At 62.3% G+C, this 24,539-nt stretch carries 21 protein-coding genes and 1 riboswitch; of the genes, 15 read left to right on the plus strand and 6 right to left on the minus strand.

The features are described from left to right. Positions 1–322: 322 nt before the first annotated feature. The 5 genes from LB536_RS08015 to LB536_RS08035 all read left to right on the plus strand — a co-directional run bounded on the left by LB536_RS08015 (position 323) and on the right by LB536_RS08035 (position 6,835). The gene (locus LB536_RS08015; RefSeq protein WP_224590847.1) at positions 323–1,678 is read left to right on the plus strand and encodes an ABC transporter substrate-binding protein; all 1,356 of its coding nucleotides are present in this window, start codon (positions 323–325) and stop codon (positions 1,676–1,678) included. 175 nt (positions 1,679–1,853) lie between these two features. Then, positions 1,854–2,867 (plus strand): carbohydrate ABC transporter permease, encoded by a 1,014-nt coding sequence (locus tag LB536_RS08020; protein ID WP_224590849.1) that lies wholly within the window; start codon positions 1,854–1,856, stop codon positions 2,865–2,867. A 1-nt stretch (position 2,868) separates the two neighbouring features. After that, positions 2,869–4,023 (plus strand): carbohydrate ABC transporter permease, encoded by a 1,155-nt coding sequence (locus LB536_RS08025; RefSeq protein WP_140757191.1) that lies wholly within the window; start codon positions 2,869–2,871, stop codon positions 4,021–4,023. Positions 4,024–4,027: 4 nt separating this feature from the next. After that, positions 4,028–5,692: an alpha-glucosidase family protein gene (locus LB536_RS08030; protein WP_224590851.1), complete on the plus strand. Its 1,665-nt coding sequence runs from the start codon at positions 4,028–4,030 to the stop codon at positions 5,690–5,692. A 30-nt stretch (positions 5,693–5,722) separates the two neighbouring features. Next, positions 5,723–6,835 (plus strand): ABC transporter ATP-binding protein, encoded by a 1,113-nt coding sequence (locus LB536_RS08035; protein ID WP_224590853.1) that lies wholly within the window; start codon positions 5,723–5,725, stop codon positions 6,833–6,835. A gap of 82 nt (positions 6,836–6,917) precedes the next feature. Here LB536_RS08035 and LB536_RS08040 read toward each other — a convergent pair whose 3' ends face one another. From LB536_RS08040 to LB536_RS08050, 3 genes are all read right to left on the minus strand, one after another. Next, positions 6,918–7,166 carry a DUF680 domain-containing protein gene (locus tag LB536_RS08040; protein WP_224590855.1) on the minus strand — a complete coding sequence of 83 codons (249 nt, stop codon included), beginning with the start codon at positions 7,164–7,166 and terminating at the stop codon, positions 6,918–6,920. Between the two features lie 66 nt (positions 7,167–7,232). Next, positions 7,233–7,439 carry a DUF680 domain-containing protein gene (locus LB536_RS08045; protein ID WP_224590857.1) on the minus strand — a complete coding sequence of 69 codons (207 nt, stop codon included), beginning with the start codon at positions 7,437–7,439 and terminating at the stop codon, positions 7,233–7,235. Between the two features lie 72 nt (positions 7,440–7,511). Beyond that, positions 7,512–7,715: a DUF680 domain-containing protein gene (locus tag LB536_RS08050; protein ID WP_224590859.1), complete on the minus strand. Its 204-nt coding sequence runs from the start codon at positions 7,713–7,715 to the stop codon at positions 7,512–7,514. Positions 7,716–8,208: 493 nt separating this feature from the next. Continuing rightward, positions 8,209–8,411: riboswitch (cobalamin riboswitch) on the plus strand. Positions 8,412–8,525: 114 nt separating this feature from the next. Between LB536_RS08050 and LB536_RS08055 the strand changes: the two genes are divergently transcribed. The 3 genes from LB536_RS08055 to LB536_RS08065 all read left to right on the plus strand — a co-directional run bounded on the left by LB536_RS08055 (position 8,526) and on the right by LB536_RS08065 (position 13,052). Further along, the gene (locus LB536_RS08055; protein ID WP_224590861.1) at positions 8,526–9,773 is read left to right on the plus strand and encodes an aromatic ring-hydroxylating oxygenase subunit alpha; all 1,248 of its coding nucleotides are present in this window, start codon (positions 8,526–8,528) and stop codon (positions 9,771–9,773) included. 20 nt (positions 9,774–9,793) lie between these two features. Further along, on the plus strand, positions 9,794–10,894 hold the full coding sequence (locus LB536_RS08060; RefSeq protein WP_224590864.1) for a hybrid-cluster NAD(P)-dependent oxidoreductase: 1,101 nt from the start codon (positions 9,794–9,796) through the stop codon (positions 10,892–10,894). 529 nt (positions 10,895–11,423) lie between these two features. Then, the gene (locus LB536_RS08065; RefSeq protein ID WP_224590866.1) at positions 11,424–13,052 is read left to right on the plus strand and encodes a hypothetical protein; all 1,629 of its coding nucleotides are present in this window, start codon (positions 11,424–11,426) and stop codon (positions 13,050–13,052) included. Here LB536_RS08065 and LB536_RS08070 read toward each other — a convergent pair. The 3 genes from LB536_RS08070 to LB536_RS08080 form a co-directional block, all read right to left on the minus strand. Further along, complete coding sequence (locus LB536_RS08070; protein WP_224590867.1) at positions 13,015–13,632, minus strand: alpha-ketoglutarate-dependent dioxygenase AlkB family protein; 618 nt, start codon at positions 13,630–13,632, stop codon at positions 13,015–13,017. The two genes, LB536_RS08065 and LB536_RS08070, sit on opposite strands and share 38 nt — an antisense overlap. A 194-nt stretch (positions 13,633–13,826) precedes the next feature. Then, on the minus strand, positions 13,827–14,264 hold the full coding sequence (gene arfB, locus LB536_RS08075) for an alternative ribosome rescue aminoacyl-tRNA hydrolase ArfB (protein ID WP_140757215.1): 438 nt from the start codon (positions 14,262–14,264) through the stop codon (positions 13,827–13,829). Positions 14,265–14,354: 90 nt separating this feature from the next. Then, the gene (locus LB536_RS08080) at positions 14,355–15,965 is read right to left on the minus strand and encodes a phosphoenolpyruvate carboxykinase (protein WP_224590869.1); all 1,611 of its coding nucleotides are present in this window, start codon (positions 15,963–15,965) and stop codon (positions 14,355–14,357) included. 344 nt (positions 15,966–16,309) lie between these two features. Between LB536_RS08080 and LB536_RS08085 the strand changes: the two genes are divergently transcribed. The 7 genes from LB536_RS08085 to LB536_RS08115 all read left to right on the plus strand — a co-directional run bounded on the left by LB536_RS08085 (position 16,310) and on the right by LB536_RS08115 (position 24,531). Further along, on the plus strand, positions 16,310–17,011 hold the full coding sequence (locus LB536_RS08085) for a response regulator transcription factor (RefSeq protein ID WP_010912942.1): 702 nt from the start codon (positions 16,310–16,312) through the stop codon (positions 17,009–17,011). Between the two features lie 83 nt (positions 17,012–17,094). Next, complete coding sequence (locus LB536_RS08090) at positions 17,095–18,879, plus strand: sensor histidine kinase (RefSeq protein ID WP_318013419.1); 1,785 nt, start codon at positions 17,095–17,097, stop codon at positions 18,877–18,879. Between the two features lie 19 nt (positions 18,880–18,898). Next, on the plus strand, positions 18,899–19,360 hold the full coding sequence (locus LB536_RS08095; protein WP_224590871.1) for an HPr kinase/phosphorylase: 462 nt from the start codon (positions 18,899–18,901) through the stop codon (positions 19,358–19,360). Between the two features lie 164 nt (positions 19,361–19,524). Continuing rightward, positions 19,525–19,926, plus strand: a complete 402-nt coding sequence (locus tag LB536_RS08100) for a PTS sugar transporter subunit IIA (protein WP_010912939.1) — start codon at positions 19,525–19,527, stop codon at positions 19,924–19,926. Further along, on the plus strand, positions 19,923–20,219 hold the full coding sequence (locus LB536_RS08105) for an HPr family phosphocarrier protein (RefSeq protein WP_140757225.1): 297 nt from the start codon (positions 19,923–19,925) through the stop codon (positions 20,217–20,219). The genes LB536_RS08100 and LB536_RS08105 overlap by 4 nt, the downstream gene beginning before the upstream one ends. Positions 20,220–20,386: 167 nt before the next feature. After that, positions 20,387–21,787 carry an adenosylhomocysteinase gene (ahcY, locus tag LB536_RS08110; RefSeq protein WP_140757227.1) on the plus strand — a complete coding sequence of 467 codons (1,401 nt, stop codon included), beginning with the start codon at positions 20,387–20,389 and terminating at the stop codon, positions 21,785–21,787. Positions 21,788–21,975: 188 nt separating this feature from the next. After that, positions 21,976–24,531, plus strand: a complete 2,556-nt coding sequence (locus tag LB536_RS08115; RefSeq protein ID WP_224590873.1) for a sensor histidine kinase — start codon at positions 21,976–21,978, stop codon at positions 24,529–24,531. Positions 24,532–24,539: the final 8 nt, after the last annotated feature.

Raw genomic sequence — 24,539 nt, forward strand, 5'->3', positions numbered from 1 at the left:
CCCAAACATGATCCGGGATGCGGCTAGATCGCAGAGACCATAAGCGTGCCGGACCCGGGTTTGAAACAGAAATTGCTGTTGCACCGCCAAAAAAGCATGTTGCGGCGCACTTTTCGAGCCGTGGCTGCTAGCAATTAAATCGATTAACTTGCGAACCCTATTGACTCCTGATCGATTCAATGGCGAGATCGACAAAGCCAAAGCGCTTTGGAAGACTCTTCGAAAGGTTGCGGTTCCCTTGCGACTGAGTCACAGTCCTGCGGCGTCGGCGGGCGGAATGGAGGTTCCGTCCGGTGTGTGTGACCCACTGGGAGGAATACCGATGAAGAAAATGCTTTTGCTGGGCGTTGTGTCTGCCGCATTCGCCCTGAGCGCGCCCGCGCACGCCGACTTGAAGTTCAAGCCCGGCGAGGACCAGCGCTTTCACTGGGCGAATTATGAAGACCTCAAGAAAATCGACCTCAAGGGCGAGACCCTGTCGATCTTCGGACCGTGGCGCGGCGAGGACGAGACGCTTGTCCGGTCGGTACTCGATTATTTCTCCGAAGCCACCGGCGCAGAGGTCAAATATTCCTCCTCCGAGAATTACGAGCAGCAGATCGTCATCGACACCCAGGCCGGCAGCCCGCCCAACATCGCCGTCCTGCCGCAGCCGGGCCTCATCCAGGACCTTGCTTCCAAGGGCGTGCTGACCCCGCTTGGCGACGACGTCGCGGCCTGGGTCAAGGAGAATTACGCCGCCGGTGACTCCTGGGCCAAGCTCGGCACCTATACGGGCAAGGACGGCAAGCCGGGCTTCTATGCCTTTCCCTACAAGATCGACGTCAAGGGGCTGGTCTGGTACTCGCCCGACAATTTCCAGGAAGCCGGCTACAAGGTTCCGAAGACGCAGGAAGAGCTCGCCGAACTCGAGAAGAAGATCATCGCCGATGGCGGCACGCCGTGGTGCATCGGGCTTGGTTCGGGCGGCGCGACCGGCTGGCCGGCGACCGACTGGGTCGAGGACATCATGCTGCGCACGCAGCCGCCCGAAGTCTACGACAAGTGGGTGAAGAACGAGATCCCGTTCACCGATCCGGCAGTGGTCAACGCCATCGACATCTTCGGCAAGATCGCCACCGACGACAAGATGGTCGACGGCGGCGCCAAGGCGGTCGCGGCGACCGACTTCCGCGACAGCCCGAAGGGCCTCTTCACCGTGCCGCCGAAATGCTACATGCACCACCAGGCATCGTTCATCCCCTCCTTCTTCCCCGAGGGCACAAAGCTCGGCCAGGATGCGGACTTCTTCCCCTACCCGCCCTACGCCTCCAAGCCGGAACTGGGAACGCCGCTGGAAGTGGCCGGAACGCTGGTGATGATCACCAAGGATTCCAAGGCGTCGCGCGAATTCATCAAGTTCCTGCAGATGCCGCTCGCGCATGAATTGTGGATGGCGCAGAAGAGCTTCGTCACCCCCTTCAAGGGGGCCAACAAGGACGCCTATGGCAGCGATGCGCTGAAGAAGCAGGGCGAGATCCTGGTCGGCGCCACGACGGTCCGCTTCGACGGCTCCGACCTGATGCCCGGCAAGGTCGGCGCCGGGTCCTTCTGGACCGGCATGATCGACCTGGTCGGCGGCAAGTCCGCCCAGGACGTCGCCACCGACATCCAGAAGAGCTGGGACGCCATCAAGTAGGCGGCCGCGGCGCGACCTGATCATTCCTGATCTTGCTACTGGATCCGGGCTACGCCCGGATCCAGACCGGCGATGCCCGCCGTAGCCTTCGCGTTTCGATTGTTCCGAATGACTGAAAGTCGGCGCATCCGGTCGCCAGCATCGCCTGGCCGATCATGCGCAGGGAGAGGGACCCATGGCGGCTCAGATTTTCTCGGCAATATTCGTCATCATCATCGGCGTCGGTGGCTGTGTCGCCTATTTCTGGGGCGCCAACAAACTGCTCGACCTGATCTTCCCAGCGCGTGGGGTGTCCGGGACGGCCGCCGTCAACAATCTGCGCCGGCAGGGACTGGTGCGGCCCTGGCTGTTCGTGGGTCCGGCGCTGATCATCCTGACCATCTACCTGATCTATCCGGTGATCGCGACGCTGTGGCTGTCTTTCTTCGACCGCGGCGGCACGAATTTCGTGGGGGTCGCCAACTACGAATGGGCGCTGCGCGATCCGGATCTGCGAAACGCGATCCTGAACAACATCCTGTGGCTGGCGGTGGTGCCGGCGGCCTGCACCTTCCTCGGCCTGATCATCGCCGTGCTCACCGACAAGATATGGTGGGGCACGATCGCCAAGAGCCTGATCTTCCTGCCACTGGCCATCTCCTTCGTCGGCGCCAGCGTGATCTGGAAGTTCATCTACGAATATCGTGGCGACGGCCAGATCCAGATCGGCCTGCTCAACGCCATCATCCAGCATTTCGGCGGCCAGCCGCAGGTCTGGATATCACTGCCGTTCTGGAACAACTTCTTCCTGATGATCATCCTGATCTGGATCCAGACCGGTTTCGCCATGGTCATCCTGTCCTCGGCGCTGCGCGGCATCCCCGAAGAAACGCTGGAAGCCGCGGTCATAGACGGCGCCAACCCGTTCCAGATCTTCTGGAAGATCATGGTGCCGCAGATCTGGGGCACCATCGCGGTGGTGTGGACCACCATCACCATCCTGGTGCTGAAAGTGTTCGACATCGTCTTGACCATGACCAACGGTCAATGGAACAGCCAGGTGCTGGCCAATCTGATGTTCGACTGGATGTTCCGCGGCGGCGGCGACTTCGGCCGCGGCGCGACCATTGCCATCATCATCATGATCGCGGTCATTCCAATCATGATCTGGAACATCCGCCAGGCCAACAAAGAGACGGGAGGGCACTGAGATGGCCGTCGCGACCGGAAATTCCTTCGCCAGCCGTTTCGGCGTCCATATCGCGGTGCTCGTCTTCGTGGTGATCTGGACCATCCCCACGCTCGGCATCCTCGTCTCGTCGCTGCGCGACAAGGACCAGATCATCGCCTCGGGCTGGTGGAATTCCTTCGCCAGTTCCAGCCAGACCGAGGCTGGGCGCCTGCCGCCCGCCTCCGCGCAGACCCAGAAGGACGGCAAGTTCGTCCTCGAGGGCAACATCTTCGGCGACGGCGCCAAGCGCAACATCAGCGCCTTCGGCGTCAAGGCGGCAGCACCTACACAATATCCGGCCGGCACATCGGCCGACCTCGGTGACGGCGTGACCCTGCAGGTCAATGCCGACGGCAGCTTCGTCATGGCATCGCCCAAGGCCTTCGAAGGCGATCGCGGCCAGCGCGTCTACTACGCCTCGTCGGCGCCGCCGAAATTCACCCCCGACAACTACCAGACCGTGCTGTTCTCCGAAGGCATCGGCCGCTCCTTCATGAATTCGCTGACGGTCACCATCCCGGCGACGGTGATCCCGATCCTGATAGCGGCCTTTGCCGCCTACGCGCTGGCCTGGATGCGGTTTCCTGGACGCGCCTTGCTGATAGCGGTCATCATCGGCCTCCTGGTGGTGCCGCTGCAGATGTCGCTGATCCCGCTGCTCAGGCTCTACAACGGCGTCGGCACTTTCTTCGGCGTGCCGTCCAAGACCTATCTCGGCATCTGGCTGGCGCATACCGGCTTCGGCCTGCCCTTCGCCATCTATCTGCTTCGGAGCTATATTGCCGGCCTGCCGCGCGAGATCATGGAATCGGCGCGCATCGACGGCGCCAGCGATTTCGAGATCTTCGTCAAGATCGTGCTGCCGCTGTCCTTCCCGGTGCTTGCCTCCTTCGCCATCTTCCAATTCCTGTGGGTATGGAACGATCTCCTGGTGGCAATGGTTTTCCTCGGAACCGCGCCCGACCAGATCGTGCTGACGGCCAAGCTCAATGCGCTGCTCGGCTCGCGTGGCGGCAACTGGGAGATCCTGACGACATCGGCCTTCATCACCATCATCGTGCCGCTGATCGTCTTCTTCTCGCTGCAGCGCTATTTCGTCCGCGGGCTGCTGGCCGGCTCGGTGAAAGGAGGTTGAGACCATGCAATCGGCTTTGAAGGCGACTTCGAAACCAGACCCCGCCGTCGACCAGGACTGGTGGCGGGGCGCGGTGATCTACCAGATCTATCCGCGCAGCTATCAGGACTCCAATGGCGACGGCATCGGCGACCTCAAGGGCATCATCGGCAGGCTGCCCTACATTGCCGCCCTTGGCGCGGATGCCATCTGGATCTCGCCTTTCTTCAAATCGCCAATGAAGGATTTCGGCTACGACGTCTCGGATTATTGTGACGTCGACCCGATGTTCGGCACGCTGGCGGATTTCGACGCCCTGACGGCGGAGGCACACCGGCTGGGTCTCAAGGTGATGATCGACGAGGTGCTGTCGCATACCGCCGACATCCATCCCTGGTTTGGGGAAAGCCGCTCCAGCCGCGCCAATCCGAAGGCCGACTGGTATGTCTGGGCGGACGCAAGGCCCGACGGCACGCCGCCCAACAATTGGCTGTCGATCTTCGGCGGCTCGGCCTGGCAATGGGACACCAGCCGCCAGCAATACTACCTGCACAATTTCCTGGCCGAGCAGCCCGACCTCAACTTTCATAGCCGCCAGGTCCAGGACGCGCTGCTCGACGTCACCCGCTTCTGGCTGGAGCGCGGCGTCGACGGCTTCCGCCTCGACACGATCAATTTCTACTTCCACAGCCAGGGGCTGGAAAACAACCCGCCGCTGCCGCCGGAAGAGCGCAACGACCAGACGGCGCCGGCGGTCAACCCCTACAACTACCAGGATCATATCTACGACAAGAGCCGGCCGGAGAACCTCGCCTTCCTCGAGCGTTTCCGGGCGCTGCTCGACGAGTATCCGGCGACCGCCGCGGTCGGCGAAGTCGGCGATTCGCAGCGCGGGCTGGACGTGGTCGCCGCCTATACCGCCGGCGGCAAGCGCGTGCATATGTGCTATTCCTTCGACTTCCTGGCGCCGGAAAAGATCAGCGCCGCCAAGGTCCGCTCGGTGCTGGAAGCTTTTGGCAGGGTGGCCAGCGACGGCTGGTCGTGCTGGGCGTTTTCCAACCATGACGTGATGCGACCGGCCTCGCGCTGGGCCGCCGACGAAGCCGACCCGATCGCTTATCTCAAGGTCATCTCGGCATTGCTGATGTCGCTGCGCGGCTCGGTCTGCATCTACCAGGGCGAAGAACTCGGGCTCGGCGAGGCCGACCTGCGCTTCGAGGACCTGCAGGACCCCTATGGCATCCGCTTCTGGCCGGAATTCAAGGGCCGCGACGGCTGCCGCACGCCCATGGTATGGGATGGCAGCGCCAGGAATGGCGGCTTCTCCCAGGCAAAGCCCTGGCTGCCGGTGCCAGCCAAGCATCTGTCAAAGGCGGTCAACGTGCAGCACGGTGACCAAACCTCGCTCCTCGAGCATTACCGGCGCTTTCTCGCCTTCCGCCGCGCCCATCCGGCACTGGCCAAGGGCGACATCACCTTCATCGAAAGCCAGGGCGACACCATCGCTTTCACCCGCCGGGCGGGCAATGAGGAGGTCGTCTGCGTCTTCAATCTGGCTGCCGCGCCGGCGAAGGTTGACCTCGGCAACCGAACCCTGCAACCTTTGGCGGGACACGGGTTTTCCGGGCAGGCAAGCACCGGTTCGGTCGAGCTCGGCGGTTACGGCGCCTGGTTCGGGCGCATAGGCTGAAACATCCGAGGAATCACTGGGAGGAAACCAATGGCCGATGTCAATTTGAGGCAAGTGAAGAAGTCCTACGGCAATCTCAACATTCTCCACGGCATCGACCTCGACATCAAATCGGGCGAGTTCATCGTCTTCGTCGGTCCGTCGGGCTGCGGCAAGTCGACCTTGCTGCGCTCGATCGCCGGGCTCGAGGAGATCACGGCGGGTGAACTCAGGATCGACGGCCAGGTGGTCAACGACGTGCCGCCGTCGAAGCGCGGCATCGCCATGGTGTTCCAGTCCTACGCGCTCTATCCGCACATGACCGTCTACGACAACATGGCCTTCTCGATGAAGATCGGCAAGGAAAGCAAGGCCGAGATCGACAAGCGGGTGCGGCAGGCAGCCGAGATCCTGCAGCTGACCAAATATCTCGACCGCCTGCCCAAGGCGATGTCGGGCGGCCAGCGCCAGCGTGTCGCCATCGGCCGCGCCATCGTGCGCAATCCGAAAGTGTTCCTGTTCGACGAGCCGCTGTCGAACCTTGACGCGGCACTGCGCGTCGCCACGCGCATCGAGATCGCCAAGCTCAAGGAATCCATGCCCAACACGACCATGATCTACGTCACGCACGACCAGGTCGAGGCGATGACGCTGGCCGACCGCATCGTCGTGCTCAAGGACGGCCACATCGAGCAGGTCGGCACGCCGATGGAGCTCTACAAGAACCCCGGCAACCTCTTCGTCGCCCAGTTCATCGGCTCGCCGGCCATGAACATCCTGCCGGCGACGGTCGACAAGACGGGCAACCCAACCATCATCAGCCATGTCGGCGGACGCAAGGCGACGGTACCGATCGCGACGCCTGCCTCGGCAAAGGGAGCGGCGGTCAGCTTCGGCGTGCGGCCGGAAGATCTCGCGATCGCCAGTGGTAGCGACTATCTGTTCGAGGGGACGGTCGATTATCTCGAGCAGCTCGGCGAGGTCCAGCTGGTCTATATCGACATCGGCCGGGCCGACCTGCCGCTGGTGACCAAGTTGCCGGGCAATGTCGAGGTCAAGCGCGGCTCGACGTTGCGGCTGACCGCCAATGCCGGCGACCTTCATATCTTCGATGCCGACGGTCGCTCCTTTGCCTTGCACGAAGTCGAAGCAAAGGCGGCCTGAGACCAACTGTTCTCGACGACGCAAAAAGAGCGGCGGGCATGGCCCGCCGCTCTTCTTTGTCTATGTCTAAGGTCCGGATCTGTTAGTTGTTGCCGAACAGATTGCGATCGGCACCCTGATGCGCCGGCTTCTGCACGTCGCCGGACGAATTGAGCAGCTTGTAGACGGGCGAGTCGCTGTTGCGGATCGAACCCGTATGCGACGTGTCGACATTGACGGTCGACGACGCAGTGGGCTGATTGGCGCCATTGGAGCCATAGTTGTCGCTGCCGGCGAAGGCGTTGCCGGAGAGGGCCAGAACGGCGGCGGCAGCAATGAGGATCTTGTTCATTTTAAGTACTCCTGATTTCTTGAATTCCACGAGCGGCGGGCTAGCCCGCCGCTCGTGGACGGGCCGTTAACGGCCGAAGAGGTTGCGATCGCTGCCCTGCTGGGCAGGCGCCTGCGTGGCCGAAGCCGACTTGCCGATCGACGCTGTGTTCGAGTTGTCGGTCGAAGTGACAGCGGCCTGGTCGGCGCCGCTCGAACCGTAATTGTCACTGCCGGCGAAGGCGCTGCCGGAGAGGGCCAGGACGGCGGCGGCAGCAATGAGGATCTTGTTCATTTTAAGTACTCCTGAATTTGTGGCATCCACCGGCGCGGCAGGGTCGCCCCGCCGCGTGCCGGGGATCGGCAGTTAGTTGTTGCCGAAGCGTTTGTGGTCGGCGCCCGTCACAGGCGCATGAGCAGCCGGCTCCGACTTGCCGGTCGAAGCGGTGTACGAGCTGTCCACGGCTGCTGCGGGCTGATTGGCGCCGTTCGAACCGTAATTGTCGCTACCAGCGAAGGCGCTGCCGGAAATCGCCAGAAGGGCGGCGGCAGTGAGAACAATCTTTTTCATTTTGGGTACTCCAGTATTTTTCCGTCCGTCTAGCGGCGTGTCTTGGGATTAAAATCGCGTCGTTCGGACAGCCCCGATGTGGGAGAGCCCCCCGGCCGTTTCCAATCACGAAGTTGTTCAGCGTGGACCATGACTCCACCACTTGAAATTGTACCAGGGCTTTCCACATCCGCTCTTTTTCTTCGTGATATCAATTGGTTATCTAACTCCAACGCCTCGATCATCAACTGTGTCGGAGGCTCGGCGTTCACACCGTCTTGCACGCACCGTCAACAGAAACGAACCGTTCGGTTCGATTTTAGACTCTGCTAATAGTCACTTTTTGAAACCGTTAACCTTCTCGCCCGCGGCAAAGGGGTCGAAAACGGTGCCGGCGCGTCTGGCGACGGAGGTCGATTCCAACGGCTACGACCCTGTCCCGACGATCCAGCGTGCGTGTCGCGCCGCATGGATGCGATGTCGCTTTCGTGCCGATGTCGCAAAGCCTGCCGTGATTAGATCAGACATCTCAGGTGCCGCTGCGTGACGATGGAGCGGAGAATTGGGAAGCCGGTCAGATTCCGGCGCTGCCCCCGCAACGGTGGTGGAGTTCAAGTCGCAACGGGAGACCACTGGGCGAAGGCCTGGGAAGGTGTCGCGATGGTCCGCAAGGACAACTCCAGAGCCCGGAAACCAGCCCGAGATGGCTAGAACTCGACTGATCGCGGTGGGCGGTCAAGAGGCGGATGGTGTTTGTCCGGCTTTTCGCCGATCTGCGTCCAGTCCTTCCTCAATCACCACCAGTTCAGTCCTTGAAACTGAGGACAGGACATGGACGCGCGCAACGACATGCTGAGGCTCTTGAACAGCCGCAAACAAGGCTTTTCGCTGGAACAGCCCTTTTACACCGACCCGGACTACTTCAAGCTGGACATGGAGCTGATCTGGTATCGCGACTGGCTGTTCATCGGCCATGATTGCGAATTGCCCAAGCCGGGCAGCTTCATCACCGTGCAGATCGGCGATTATCCGGTCGTGCTGGTGCGCGATCAGCAGGGCAAGATCAACGCCTTCCATAATTCCTGCCGCCATCGCGGCAGCCGCGTCTGCAACACCGACAAGGGCATGGCCGCCAAACTGGTCTGTCCCTATCACCAGTGGACCTACGAGCTCGACGGCCGGCTGCTGTTCGCCCGCCAGATGGCCGATGGGTTCGACAAGAGCCAGTTCGGGCTGAAGCCGGTCGCCTGCGAAAGCGTCGCCGGCTATGTCTTCATCTGCCTGGCCAAGGAGCCCGCCGACTTCGCGCCGATGCGGGCGATGATCGAGCCCTATCTGAAGCCGCACCGGCTCAGCGAGGCCAAGATCGCCTTCGAGAGCACGATCATCGAGAAGGGCAACTGGAAGCTGGTCTGGGAAAACAACCGCGAATGCTATCATTGTGCGGGCAATCATCCGGAGCTGTGCAAGACCTTCCCGGAAGCACCGACCGTGACCGGCGTGCAAGGGGCCGACAGCGATCCGGAGATGCTGGCGCACTGGGCGAAATGCGAGGCTGCTGGCCTACCCAGCAAATTCCGCATCGACCCGGCCGGGCAATACCGCGCCACCCGCGCGCCGCTGCTGCGCGATGCCCAGAGCTACACGATGACCGGCAATCGGGCGGTGAAGAAGAACCTGTCCGACAGCGTTTCGGCCGACCGGATCGGCACGCTGATGCACTATCACTACCCGACAACCTGGAATCATATCCTCATCGACCATGCCGTCACCTTCCGCGTGCTGCCGGTCAGCGCCACGGAGACGGCGGTGACGACCAAATGGCTGGTACACAAGGATGCGGTCGAGGGCGTCGACTACGATCTCGCCGAACTCACCCATGTCTGGACCGAAACCAACGACCAGGATCGCCGCATCGTCGAAGAGAACGCCTTCGGTATCCTATCGCCCGCTTACGAGCCCGGCCCCTATTCCGAGCTGCATGAGGGCGGTGTGATCCAGTTCGTCGACTGGTATGCCCGCTTCATCGGACCGCGCCTTGCCGAAGGTGGCCGGCCCGCGCTGCGCAGCGTCGCATGAGAGGCTGAGGGATGAATGCGATGACCGACCTTGGCCTTTATCGTCATCTCGACCAGATGGCGCCCTGGAACGACAGGCTGCAGGTGCTGGAAGTGATCGGCGTCAGCGACGAGGCGCCGGACGTGAAGACCTTCACCTTCCGGTCCGACAACCAGACCTGGTTCCGCTACAAGCCAGGCCAGTTCGTGACGCTGGAACTGCCGACGCCGGACGGACCGCTGATGCGTACCTATACGCTGTCGTCCTCGCCGTCGCGGCCGTTCTCGATCGCGGTGACGGTGAAGGCGCAGGCGGGCAGCGTCGGCACACGCTGGATGTTCGATCACCTGGCGCCGGGCTCGCACGTCAAGGCCTATGGACCAGGCGGCGACTTTTCACTGCACAGCCATCCGGCGGCAAAGTATCTGTTCGTCTCGGCCGGTTCCGGCGTGACGCCGATGATGTCGATGCTGCGCTGGCTGAACGACTGCGCGCCATGGACCGATGTCGGCTTCGTCAACTGCGCGCGGCGCCCGGAAGAGATCATCTTTCGCAAGGAGCTCGAGCTGCTCGGTGGCCATATGCCGGGCCTGTCGCTCGGCTTCATGATCGAGGAGCGGTCGAGCCGCGAGGGCTGGTACGGCCATATGGGCCGCATCGACGCCATCCGGCTGCCGCTCCTGGCACCCGATTTCCGCGAACGCGAAATCTTCTGCTGCGGCCCAGATCCCTTCATGCGCGCCGTGCGCGGCATGCTGGAAGCCGCCGGCTTCGACATGACAAAGTACCATCAGGAGAGCTTTGCCGCACCGACCGTGGAGGAAATCCCGGCGCCGTTCGCGGCGCCGGCGCAGGACGGTGTGGCTATCCCCGTCGAAGCCGCGACGCCGATCCGATTCGCGCTTTCGGATGTCGACGCCGAATGCGTCGCCGGCCAGACCGTGCTGCAGACGGCGCGTGCCTCGGGCGTGCGGATACCGGCGGCCTGCGAATTCGGCCTGTGCGGAACCTGCAAGGTGAAGAAAGTCTCCGGCAGCGTCGAGATGAGCCACAATGGCGGCATCCTCGATCATGAGGTCGACGATGGCTTCATCCTGGCCTGTTGTTCCAGGCCATTGTCGGCGCTGGAAATCGAGGCTTGATACCGAACTGATCGCAGAAATGGTCGGCACCTTGCCGGCACAGCTTGCCTTGCCGGGATATCGTTTTCGAATCCTTCGATGGCGAGGCCGTGGTGCTCAACCTTGCCAATGGCAAATATTTCGGCCGTCGCGGCAGTTCCGCCAATGGGACGATCAGGCGACGGTCGCCGCCTATGGCGCATTGCCTTTCCAGCTTGTCTCGGCGGAATTCTTGCTCATTGGCTGATAACGGGAAGGCGCCACGATGCGCGATTAACAGCCCTTTAGGTAATCCCCGCTAGCTTTCAGGGTCAGTTCCAGCGATTTCGGGGGCAGCGGGTGATCGATGTGAGCACTGCCGTGGGGCGAGTGACCCGGCACCGGTGGCACCTATCTCGATGCTGCTTGATACGCTGGGCGCGACCGCACGATCGGCTTCTGCTTTCGACCACATCGGCTCGGGTTCCTCAATTACAGAGGCAGGCGTAGCTGTGCTCCCAGGATTTCGTCGTTCTGCGTAAAAGTGATGTTTGTTGGAGCGGTCCCGAGCGTGGCAAATGTAAGAAACATCAATACCGCGACTGGCTTTGCGTCTTCGATCGGAAGCTTGTCAGCGGTCTGGCTTGTTGCGACCGTGGTGGTGTTCTCGCTTTTTATGCCATGGGCAGCCGGCGACAATACCGATGTTAGCTGGCTCATTCTTATCTGCGAAAAGGTTCTTGATGGCCAGAAGCTCTATGTCGATATTCTAGAAACCAATCCACCTTTTTCCGTCGCCCTCTATATTGGGCCGGTATGGCTGTCTCAAAGGTTCGGCATTTCGCCGGAATCGGCGATTGAATTCTTTATTTATATGGTTTTTTTCGTTTCAATTGCGCTGTCGGCGGTCGTCATCGAGCGAAGCCGAATTTTCGTCGATGTGAAGACGCAATGGATATATCCCGCGCTAGCGGTTTTGCTTCTCATCATGCCCGGTAATGTTTTCGGCCAGCGCGAGCACATTGGCACGATGTTGTTCATGCCGATGCTGTTCCTGATGATGTGGCGGATTGAACCCCGTGCGGCTGCATCGGTTCCACTTAGCCTTGCCGTGGCGGTCGGCCTAGCGGGAAGTGTGCTGGTTCTGGTCAAACCACATTGGGCAGCTGGCATCGTACTGCCCTATCTCTTTATCGCTTGGCGCAAACGCTCGGCAATGGCGTGCTTGACTGCCGAAAACGTCGTCATCTTCACAGTTTGCGCTGCCTATCTCGTCAGCGTGTATATATGGTTTCCCGAATTTCTTGGCGCCTTCCTACAATTGCTGCTACGCTACTATGTCAGCCTGCGAGCCAACGTAAACATTTTCGCCGCATTGCCGACTTTTACGGTCTTTGTCGTTTTCGCGGTCTTCCAGATGCGTAGATCAGTCTGGCGAGACGACGTTGCGCTGGCGGTGGCGAGTGCCGCTGGCTTCTTCGTCTCCATGCTTTACCTGGGAAAATACTGGCCCAATCACCAGTATCCTTATCAGGCTACGTTGCTGGTCGCGATGCTACTGGCAGTGGCATCGCGATGGAGAATGGCGCTTGGTCTTACAAATACAGAGGCTGCTTCCGAGGTAGCCAGCGTCAGGCTCCACGCCGCAGCCGCGCTGGCTGTGATCGTTGCACTTTCGGTGATGCACCACCAGTCTTACCAGTTGCCTGAGAAAAGCCTGGTCGATGCCATCAAGAGCCGTTATGCCTCGCCTTCGGTCGTCCAGGTCAGTTCCGACCTGTCAGTCGGCAATCCGCTGACAAGGATGACCAACGGTCGCTGGCTGTCGGCCTATGCTCATGATTGGGTTGGCACCTATGCGCTTTGGGGACTGATGCGGGGTGAGTATCAAGGCGAGGACGAGCGCATCGCGCGGCAGGACCTTGATAGTTATACTCGCTACGTCAATTCCCTGATCCGGGACAACAGGCCCGATATCATCCTGATGGATCGGCTAGACAAGAAAAAATCAGCGTGGCCGCTCACGGCGAACTTTCCGCCAATTTGGATCGTGTGGATGCGCCAGAATGCGGATTTCCAAATCTTGATGGAGGATTATGAGGAAATCGCGAGTGGGGACTATATTGAAGTCTATGCGCGGCGCTCGGATGCCCATAGCTCGCTCACTCAGGCTTCGTCACCCGCCGCAGCGTCAGATTGATCCTGCCGCCGTTCTTGAGCAGCGCCGAGGTCGAAGGGTAGATGCGGTCGACGCCATGGAAGGCAAGACGGCCCTCGCCGCCAAGCACGACGACATCGCCGCTTTTCAGCCTGAACGATTTGGTGGCGCCATCGCGCGTTGTCTGGCCGACCCTGAACAGGCAATCGTCACCCAGCGAGACCGAGACGACGGGTGCCGAGAAATCGGCCTCGTCACGATCCTGATGCAGGCCCATTTTCGCGTCGGCCGTGTAGAAATTGATCAGGCAGGCCTGCGGTGGATTCGGATAGCCCGACACCTGCCGCCACAGGTCGAGCAGGCTGTCGGGGATGGGCGGCCACGGCTCTCCGGTCAGCGGATGCGTCGGCTGGTAGCGATAGCCGCGGTCCTTGTCGGTGACCCAGCCGAGCGGACCGCAATTGGTCATGCGCACGCTCATCTCCTTGCCGGTCCGCGGCATGGCCGGCACGAACAGCGGCGCTTGCTGGACGATGCTCCTCACCTCCTCGACCAGCGTCTCCTGGACGGCGCGGGACAGATGGCCCGGCATGTGGCGGACGCCCTTGGGCAGAACGAGCATGGAATTGGCTCACCTCGCGGATGTTCGGAGCCGCAGGATGCCACCATCACAGGCATGGGGCGACCCGAAATCCGTCGTCGATCTCCCTGAAAATTACGGAAGCGGGAATGGGCGGTGAATTCGCGTTTCCCAATTGGCCAAAGGCGGTTGACGGACAAAGAATGGGAGACCGATTGTACACATGATAGTGGTGCTTAATCGTTTTCCACCCGGCCGCGCAGCTTCTTGATCGTGCCGCGTCCCGCCTTGCTCTTCAGCCGTCGCTCGACCGCGCCTTTCGACGGCCGTGTCTTCTTGCGCGGCGGCGGCGGTGGTTCGGCGGCCTTGGCCACCAGTGCCGCGAGCCTCGCCCGCGCATCGGCGCGGTTCTGTTCCTGGGTTCGGAAGCGCCCGGCCTCGATGACGATGACACCGTCCTTGGTGGCGCGCTGGCCGGCAAGTTTTATGGTCCGCTCGCGCACGCGCTCCGACAGGCCCTCCGCGTTCTGCGCGTCGAAGCGAAGCTGCACCGCCGTCGCCACCTTGTTGACATTCTGGCCGCCGGGACCGGACGAGCGGATGAAATCCTCGTGCAGGTCGCCCGGGCGGATCACGGCTTCGCCCGATATGATGATGTCGTCGTCGATCGGCATGCCGCAGTCATGGCGCGGCGGACCGAAAAAGAAAAGGCCCGATCGAAACCGGGCCTTCAATGGTGCAGAGTGACAACGATGCCCTGGCGATTACTCCGCCGCTACCTGCATGTGGGGCGCCGCGCCCATGACGGTTGCATCGACATGCGGTTCGAATTTCTCGAAATTGACGGCGAACATGCCGACCAGCCTTGCCGCCTGCAGGTCGTAGGCAGCCTTGTCGGTCCAGGTCGAGCGCGGGTCGAGAATGGCGCTGTCGACGCCAGGCACGGCCTCCGGCACCTCGAAGCCGAAATTGGCGTCGGTGCGGAACCTGGCCGTCTTCAGCGAACCGTCGAGGGCGGCGGCGAGCAAGGCGCGCGTCGCCTTGATCGGCATGCGCCTGCCGGTGCCATGGGCGCCGCCGGTCCAGCCGGTGTTGACCAGCCAGCAATCGGCGCCGTGGCGGGCGATCAGCTCGCGCAGAAGATTGCCGTATTCCGAGGGATGGCGCGGCATGAACGGCGCGCCGAAGCAGGTCGAGAAGGTCGCCTCGGGCTCGGTCACGCCCTTTTCCGTTCCGGCCACCTTGGCCGTATAGCCGGAGAGGAAATGATACATCGCCTGCGCCGGCGTCAGCCTGGCGATCGGTGGCATCACGCCGAAAGCGTCGGCGGTCAGCATGATGATGTTTTTCGGGTGATTGGCGCGCCCGGTCTTCGAGGCATTGGGGATGAAGTCGAGCGGATAGGCGCAGCGTGTGTTTTCGGTGAGCCGGCCGTCATTGAAATCCGGCACGGCATAGGCGTCGAGCACGACGTTTTCCAACACGGTGCCGAAGCGCTGCGTGGTGGCGAAGATCTCCGGCTCGGCTTCCGCCGACAGCTTGATGGTCTTGGCGTAGCAGCCGCCTTCGAAATTGAAGATGCCGTGCGGACCCCAGCCGTGCTCGTCGTCGCCGATCAATGTGCGCGACGGATCGGCCGACAGCGTGGTCTTGCCGGTGCCCGAGAGGCCGAAGAAGATGGCGGCATCGCCGGCCGGTCCCTCATTGGCCGAGCAGTGCATCGGCATCACGCCCTTCTCCGGCAGGAGGTAGTTGAGCATGGTGAACACCGACTTCTTCATCTCGCCGGCATAGGAGGTGCCGCCGATCAGCACGATCTTGCGCGTCAGGTCGACGGCGATCACCGTCTCGGTGCGGCTGCCATGGCGGGCGGGATCGGCACGGAAGGACGGCAGGTCGATGATGGTCATCCCGGGCACGAACTGTTCGAGTTCGGCCGCGTCGGGACGGATGAGCAGGTTGCGGATGAACAGCGAGTGCCAGGCAAATTCGGTGATCACCCTGGTGGGCAGCTTGAGCTCCGCGTCGGCGCCGCCGACCAGATCTTGCACATAGAGATCCCTGTCCGCGGCGTGGGCCTGGAAATCGGCGAGCAGAGTGTCGAATTGGGTCGGCGAGATCGCCTTGTTGTTGTCCCACCAGACTTGCGGTTCGGTGGCACCGTCGCGAACGACGAACTTGTCCTTGGGCGAGCGACCGGTGTGCTGTCCGGTCTCGGCGACAAGCGCGCCATGCGCGGTCAGCCGGGCTTCACCGCGCCGGATCGCTTCCTCGTAGAGGGCAGCCGCACCGAAATTATAGCGCACCACGCCGGAGGTTTTCAGACCGACACGATCGATCGCGCAGGCAGGATTGCGTTTGCCGACTTCCGACATTTGTGGCCCTTCTCAAGCTTGCCGCATCTTCGCCGGCATATTTCCGGCACACCTGCCAAGCAGGCCAAGATGGTCAGAACCAGAAAAGCCAAATGATATCAAATCTTTAATCGATTTAAAAAATTTGAAAGTTGTTTAAATCGTTTATATATGCAAAAAGTTTCGTGGTTGCCCAAAGGATTGGCGGTTATCGTTCGTCCAATCCGTGTCGAGGTAGGATTGTGGCCGCCGGCACGCCGCTCGTGACAGCGGACAAGGCCTATGCCACATTTTGTACCTAATTTGTCCTGCAAAAGCCCCTTCTCTTACGACAGAAGGGACAGCTCATGAGGGAGCCGCTTGAAATGGCAACAATCGCGCTTGTCGATGACGACCGCAACATTCTGACATCGGTGTCGATCGCCCTCGAATCCGAGGGGTATCGTGTCGAGACCTATACGGATGGTGCGTCCGCGCTGGAAGGCCTGGCGGCCCGGCCGCCGAACCTCGCCATCCTCGACATCAAGATGCCGCGCATGGACGGCATGGAACTTCTGCGCCGGATGCGCCAGAAATCCGACCTGCCGGTGATCTTCCTGACCTCCAAGGACGACGAGATCGATGAATTGTTCGGCCTCAAGATGGGCGCCGACGACTTCATCCGCAAGCCGTTCTCGCAGCGCCTGCTGGTCGAGCGGGTGCGCGCGGTATTGCGCCGGGCCAGCGCCCGCGAGGCCGCGGCAAAAGCGCCCAGCCAGCAGGCCCGCTCGCTCGAGCGCGGCCAGCTCGTGATGGACCAGGAACGCCATACCTGCACTTGGAAAGGCGAGCCGGTGACGCTCACCGTCACCGAGTTCCTGATCCTGCATTCGCTGGCGCAACGCCCCGGTGTGGTAAAAAGCCGTGATGCGCTGATGGATTCGGCTTATGATGAGCAGGTCTATGTCGATGACCGCACGATCGACAGCCACATCAAGCGGCTGCGCAAGAAGTTCAAGGCCGTCGACGACGACTTCGAGATGATCGAAACCCTTTACGGAGTCGGATACCGGTTCCGCGAAGCATAATTTGATGTATGTCGACCAAAAGCGGTCCCGGGCTCGGGACTGCGACATGCATCAAACCAAGGACTAGCGGGAGCTGCTATTCGATGGCAGTGGAAGCACAGCGAAGCAGGTCGACGGGCGCCGCCAGGCGGCCGTCGCGCATCATGCCTTCCTTCGTGTCGAAAATCACGGTGCCGATGCGCCGGTTCCTCGGCCACCACATCTTTTCCAGCCTGACGCGGCGTATCCTCTTCCTCAACCTTGCCGGCCTGGCTGTCCTGGTCACCGGCATCCTCTACCTCAACACCTTCCGCGACGGGCTGATCGACGCGCGCGTGGAAAGCCTGATGACGCAAGGCGAGATCATCGCCGGCGCCATCGCGGCGTCGGCGACGGTCGAGACGGATTCGATCAGCATCGACCCGGAAAAGCTGCTCGAGCTGCAGGCCGGCGAAAGCCTGGGACCTGGCTCTGACCAGCTCGACAATCTGGATTTTCCGATCAACCCAGAGCGCGTGGCGCCGGTGTTGCGGCGGCTGATCTCACCGACCCGCACCCGTGCCCGCATCTACGACCGCGATGCCAACCTGCTATTGGATTCGCGCCATCTCTATTCGCGCGGTCAGATCCTGCGCTACGACCTGCCGCCGGTGGAAGAGGAAGAGCCCGACCTCGTCGAGCGCATCCAGAAGTTCATCTTCGACTTCTTCCGCAACACTGACCTGCCGGTCTATCATGAGCAGCCTGGCGGCAACGGCGCCGCCTTCCCCGAAGTGGTCAAGGCGCTTACCGGCAGCCCGTCGACCATCGTGCGCGTCTCCGAGCAGGGCGAGCAGATCGTCTCGGTGGCGGTGCCGATCCAGCGTTTTCGCGCCGTTCTCGGTGTGCTGATGCTGTCGACCGAAGGCGGCGACATCGACAAGATCGTCGCCGCCGAACGCAAGGCGATCCTGCGCGTCTTCGGCATCGCGGCGCTCGTCACCGCCATCCTGTCCATGCTCCTGGCCTCCACCATCGCCAACCCGCTGCGCCGGCTGTCCGCCGCTGCCGTACGGGTCAGGCGCGGCGTCAAGAGCCGCGAGGAAATCCCCGACTTTTCCGACCGCCAGGACGAGATCGGCAATCTGTCGGTCGCCGTGCGCGACATGACCAACGCGCTCTATGCGCGCATCGAGGCGATCGAGAGTTTCGCCGCCGATGTTTCGCATGAGCTGAAGAACCCGCTGACGTCGCTGCGCAGTGCCGTCGAAACATTGCCGCTCGCGAAGAACGACACCTCACGCGCACGCCTGATGGAGATCATCCAGCATGACGTCAAACGGCTGGACCGTCTCATCACCGACATTTCCGACGCCTCCCGCCTCGACGCGGAATTGGCGCGCGAAGATGCCGGCACCGTCGACCTGAAGAAATTCGTCACTGACCTCGTCGCTGTTTCGCGTGAAACGACGCGCAACAAGAAGGCGGTCGAGATCGAGCTCAAGGTTGCCAAGCTGCCGCAGGGCGCCAAGGGCTATGTCGTCGTCGGCCATGATCTGCGCATCGGCCAGGTCATCACCAACCTGATCGAGAACGCCCGCTCGTTCGTGCCCGAGGACCATGGCCACATCAGCCTGTCGCTGGCGCGCGCCGGCAAGTTCAACATCCTGACCATCGACGACAATGGCCCCGGCATCCGCGCCGACAACATCGACCGCATCTTCGAACGCTTCTATACCGACCGGCCCGCTGGCGAGGCGTTCGGCCAGAATTCGGGGCTTGGCCTGTCGATCTCCAGGCAGATCGTCGAGGCCCATGGCGGCACGCTGACCGCCGAAAACATCCCCGGCACCAAGCCCGGCGAGATCAAGGGTGCGCGCTTCGTCGTGACGCTGCCGGCCGAGGGATGACCTTGGCTCGAACATAACCATGCCCGAAGCCGCCGCGCAGCCTGAAAACATCCACGGAACCGCGATCCTGATCGGCGATCGCGGCGTCCTCATCACCGGGCCGTCCGGCGCCGGCAAGACGACGCTGGCGCTGACACTCCTGGACCACTGCCGGGCGCGCGCGCTGTTCTCGCGGCTGATCGGAGACGACAGGCTGCTTGCCTCTGGCCACGCCGGGCGGCTGGTCTGCCGCGTGCCGCCGACCATCGCTGGTCTCGCCGAGGTGCCTGGGTTCATGCCGCGCCCGTTGCCATTCGAGCCGGGCGGCGTGATCGACCTGCATGTGCGGCTAGTGCCGAAGGCGGAAATGGCCCGTTTCCAGGAGGAACTCAGTGAGCCGGTCGCAGGCTGCCTGGTGCCGCGTATCGACCTTGCCGAGCGCAACGCCGCCACGGCCTTGCCGGCCATCATGGCACGGCTATCGATCGCGCCTTTTCTATGATCCGCCCTGGGTTTTTTGCTGCAATGCGTCAAAATGGTATGGGCCGGCGCAATTTTGGGCTTGTCAACGGGCCGCGCGTCGACAAGATAGCGCTCCCGCCGCCTGGAATGGCTGGCGAACATAAAATGCGCCTGTGAAGCGGCGATGACGGGAGCCACCAAAGAATGATCGGACTCGTGCTTGTAACGCACGGTCAACTGGCCACCGAGTTCAGACATGCCGTCGAACATGTCGTCGGGCCACAAGACAATTTCGAAACCGTGGCGATCGGTGCCGACGACGATATGGAGCAGCGTCGCCGCGACATCGTCGACGCGGTCGCCCGTGTCGATACGGGAGCAGGTGTGATCGTGTTGACCGACATGTTCGGCGGCACGCCATCCAACCTTGCAATCTCGGTGATGGAGTCCGGCCGAACCGAAGTGATCGCCGGCATGAACCTGCCGATGCTGATCAAGCTGTCGTCGATCCGCAAGGGCGACAACATGGCGGCGGCGCTCGATGAAGCGCAGGCCGCGGGCCGCAAATACATTAACGTCGCCAGCCAGCTTTTGAGCAGTAAATGAACGCGATATCCCCGGAAAAAGACCAGATCGTCCGGGAGTTTCCGATCGTCAACCAGCGCGGGCTGCATGCGCGCGCTTCGGCGAAGTTCGTCCAGCTTGCCAGTGGCTTCAACGCTTCGGTCCATGTCGAGAAGGACGGCGTCAGGGTCGGCGGCACCTCGATCATGGGCCTGATGATGCTGGCCGCCAGCCCGGGATACTCGATCCGCGTCACTGCCAGCGGCCCGGAGGCGCTCGAGGTCATGGATGCGCTGGAGCAGCTTGTCGCCTCCCGTTTCGGCGAAGAGTGCTGACCCCGAGTCAGTCCTCCGAGACATGCACGAATAAAGATTTCTTTATATCCCATTGTCGTGTGAAGCCTGATCTGCTAGGCAGGCCGGCAATTCGCGCCTTGGAAATGTCTTCCGGCACGGGCGCATCCGCTAAAAATTCGCATAACAATTCGTATCGGAGCACTGCCATGACGGGTAGCAAAGACTATGTGGTCGCCGACATCTCGCTTGCCGGCTGGGGCCGCAAGGAACTCGATATCGCCGAAACCGAAATGCCGGGCCTGATGGCCTGCCGCGAGGAATTCGGCGCCAAGCAGCCGCTCAAGGGCGCGCGCATCACCGGTTCACTGCACATGACCATCCAGACAGCGGTGCTGATCGAGACGCTGAAGGTGCTCGGCGCCGACATACGCTGGGCATCCTGCAACATCTTCTCGACCCAGGACCACGCCGCCGCGGCCATCGCCGAGGCCGGCATTCCGGTCTTCGCCGTTAAGGGCGAGAGCCTCGAGCAGTACTGGGACTACACCGACAGGATCTTCCAGTGGGCCGATGGCGGCCTCTCCAATATGATCCTCGATGATGGCGGCGACGCCACCATGTACATCCTGATCGGCGCCCGCGCCGAGGCCGGCGAGGACGTGCTGTCCAATCCGCAGAGCGAGGAAGAGGAATACTTCTACGCCCAGGTGAAAAAGCGCCTGAAGGCTTCGCCGGGCTTCTTCACCAAGCAGAAGGCGGCGATCCGCGGCGTCACCGAAGAGACGACGACCGGCGTCAACCGGCTGTACCAGTTGCAGAAGAAGGGCCTGCTGCCCTTCCCGGCCATCAACGTCAACGACTCGGTCACCAAGTCGAAGTTCGACAACAAATATGGCTGCAAGGAATCGCTGGTCGACGGCATCCGCCGCGGCACCGACACGATGATGGCCGGCAAGGTCGCGGTCGTCTGCGGCTATGGCGACGTCGGCAAGGGCTCGTCGGCCTCGCTCAAGGGCGCGGGCGCCCGCGTCAAGGTCACCGAGGTCGATCCGATCTGCGCGCTGCAGGCGGCGATGGACGGCTTTGAAGTGGTCACGCTGGAAGATGCGGCACCGACCGCCGACATCGTCATCACCACCACCGGCAACAAGGATGTCGTCACCCTCGACCATATGCGCTCGATGAAGGACATGGTGATCGTCGGCAACATCGGCCATTTCGACAACGAGATCCAGGTCGCATCGCTGCGCAATCTGAAGTGGACCAATGTCAAGCCGCAGGTCGATATGATCACCTTCCCCGACGGCAAGCGGATGATCCTCCTGTCGGAGGGCCGCCTGCTCAATCTCGGCAACGCCACCGGCCATCCGAGCTTCGTCATGTCGGCGTCCTTCACCAACCAGGTGCTGGCGCAGATCGAGCTGTTCACCAAGGGCGAGCAGTACCAGAACCAGGTCTATGTGCTGCCCAAGCATCTCGACGAGAAGGTGGCGCGCCTGCATCTCGACAAGCTCGGCGCCCGCCTGACCGAGCTGTCGGGCGAGCAGGCAGCCTATATCGGCGTCACGCCGCAGGGCCCGTTCAAGCCGGAACACTACCGCTATTAACCAAGGCCGACTTTGCTACAAGATATTGATGCCGGGCGATTGACTTTTCGCCCGGCATTATTTTTGCGTCGAATGATTCTTCACGCCGATTCCAGCAGGCGCTATTGTTGTGATTCGCGGGTCCAGGGGCGAGGACCGGCGCACGCATCAGGGCGGTCTTGCATTCAGGCGGCGAAGAGGACCAAGACATGCCGGGGGAAAACCCGCTTCACGCGGGACAGGCCGTTTCCGGCGGCCACGACGATTCGGTGACCAGAGGCTCCGCGGCATGGCGCGGGCGCTGTTCGTGGCGTGGCCGCGCGGGACTGCTGCTTGCCGGCTCCACGCTTGCCGGTCCGTTGCTTGGCGGCGCCGCACGCGCCCAAGGCGCCGATGCGGCCGCAGCTAGCCTTTCGGTCAGCACGATCGAGGTCATGCAGCTTGCCGTCTTTGCCGGGGTGATGGGAGCGGCATTCCTGTCGGCCATCTTTCTCATTCGCGAACGGGCACGCACGTCGGCGGAGAATGTCGACCTGAGAAGCCGTATTGCCGACGTCAACGCGGCGCTGCGCCGCTCGGAGGCGCTGCTCAATCTGCGCGACCAGCGTGTGGTCATCTGGGCCTCGGAAAACAAGAAGCCCGAACTGATCGGCACATTGCCGGTCGAAAGCGGCGCACCCGAGGAGCGGGCGGCATTCCTGGCCTTCGGCCGCTGGCTGATGCCGCGTTCGGCGGCAGCACTCGAACATGCCGTCGCCGGGTTGCGCGAAAAGGCCAAGCCCTTCGACCTCGTCATCGAATCCCAGGCTGGTGCCCCGCTCGAAGTGCATGGCCGCAAGAGTGCCGCGCATATCCTGGTGCGGTTTGTTTCGCTTTCCGAAACGCAGCGCAGCCAGGCGCGACTGAAAATCGACAACCAGCGGCTGGCCGCCGACCATGAGACGATGATCGGCCTGATCGAGGCGCTGAAGATGCCGGCGTGGCTGCGTGACGAGCATGGCCGCCTCAAATGGGTCAACCGGGCCTATGCCGATGCGGTCGAAGCCGAGAGCGCGGAAGCTGCCGTGCGGGACGCCAAGGAGTTCCTCGGCGGCCAGGCGCGCGACGCCATCGCCACGCAACACAAAACGCATCCGGTGTTCGAGCAATCGCTTTCGACGGTAATCGAAGGCGACCGCCGCGTGTTCGCGGTGACCGACTTTGCCGGCGCCGACGGTTCGGCCGGCCTTGCCTGCGACACCAGCGCCATCGAGGCCATCCGTGGCGAATATGAGCGGACCGTGCGCAGCCACGCCGATACGCTCGACCAGCTCAACACCGCGGTCGCCATCTTCGACACCGACGAGAAACTGCGCTTCTTCAACCAGGCCTTCCAGAAACTCTGGGGCCTCGACCCGGGCTTCCTGCACAGCGCGCCCGACAATGCTCTTTTGCTCGACCGGCTGCGCAGCGAGGGCAAGATCGCCGAACAGCCGGAATGGCGCCGCTGGAAGGAAGGCCTGCTCGGCGCCTACCGTGCGGTCGAATCTCAGGAACACTGGTGGCACCTGCCCGACGGCAAGACGATCCGTGTCGTCGCCAATCCGCAACCCAAGGGCGGCGTCACCTGGGTGTTCGAGAACCTGACCGAGAAGATGGATCTCGAAAGCCGCTACCGCACCGCGGTCCGGGTCCAGGGCGAAACGCTCGACAATCTCGCCGAAGGCGTCGCGGTGTTCGGCCCCGACGGCCGGCTGCGGCTGTCGAACCCGGCCTTTGCCACGCTGTGGGGACTGGACAGGGAAGCCGCCAAGCCCAACGTGCACGTATCGGCCATACGCGAGCTCTCCGATCGACAAGCGGTCGAGAGCCCCTGGCCCGGCTTCGTCGCCGCCATCACCGGCTTCGACGACGAGCGCCGCGACCGCCACGGCCAGACCGAGCTCAACAACGGCACCGTGCTGCGTTACGCCGTGATTCCACTGCCCAACGGGCAAGTGATGATGACCTTCGTCGATGTCACCGACAGCGTCCACGTCGAGCGCGCGCTCAAGGACAGGAACGAGGCGCTCGAAAAATCAGATCAGCTCAAGAACGAATTCGTCCAGCATGTGTCCTATGAACTGCGTTCGCCGCTGACCAACATCATCGGCTTCACCGAGCTGCTGTCGCTGCCCGCGACCGGACCGTTGACGCAGAAGCAGCGCGAATATGTCGAGCATGTCGGTTCGTCCTCATCGGTGCTGCTGACCATCGTCAACGACATACTCGACCTAGCGACGGTCGATGCCGGCATCATGCAGCTCGACATTTCCGAAGTGCATGTCGACCGCACCATCGCAGCCGCCGCCGAGCTTGTCGCCGACCGGCTGGAAGAGCATTCGATCCGGCTTGCCGTCGACGCCGCCGCCGCGCCGAAGACGTTCCATGGCGATGAAACCCGCATCCGCCAGATCCTCTACAATCTGCTGAGCAACGCCGCCAATTACGCGCCGGAGGCCAGCACCATCCGGCTGGCCTGCCGCCAGCTGGCGGACGGGGTCGAGTTCTCGGTTCATGACGATGGCCCTGGCATGCCGCCCGACGTGCTCGATTCGGTGTTCCGCCGCTTCGAGCCGCGCGCCAATGGCGGCCGCCGGCGCGGCGCTGGCCTCGGCCTCTCGATCGTCAAGAGCTTTGTCGAACTGCATGGCGGCGCCGTTCGCATCGAAACCGGCAGGGACAAGGGCACGACCGTCATCTGCACCTTTCCCGACATGCCGGGTATCCGCGCAGCGGCCGAGTAGCGCGTTCG

Origin of the sequence: Mesorhizobium sp. ES1-3 (assembly GCF_020164795.1) — a bacterium.
GTDB lineage: Bacteria > Pseudomonadota > Alphaproteobacteria > Rhizobiales > Rhizobiaceae > Mesorhizobium.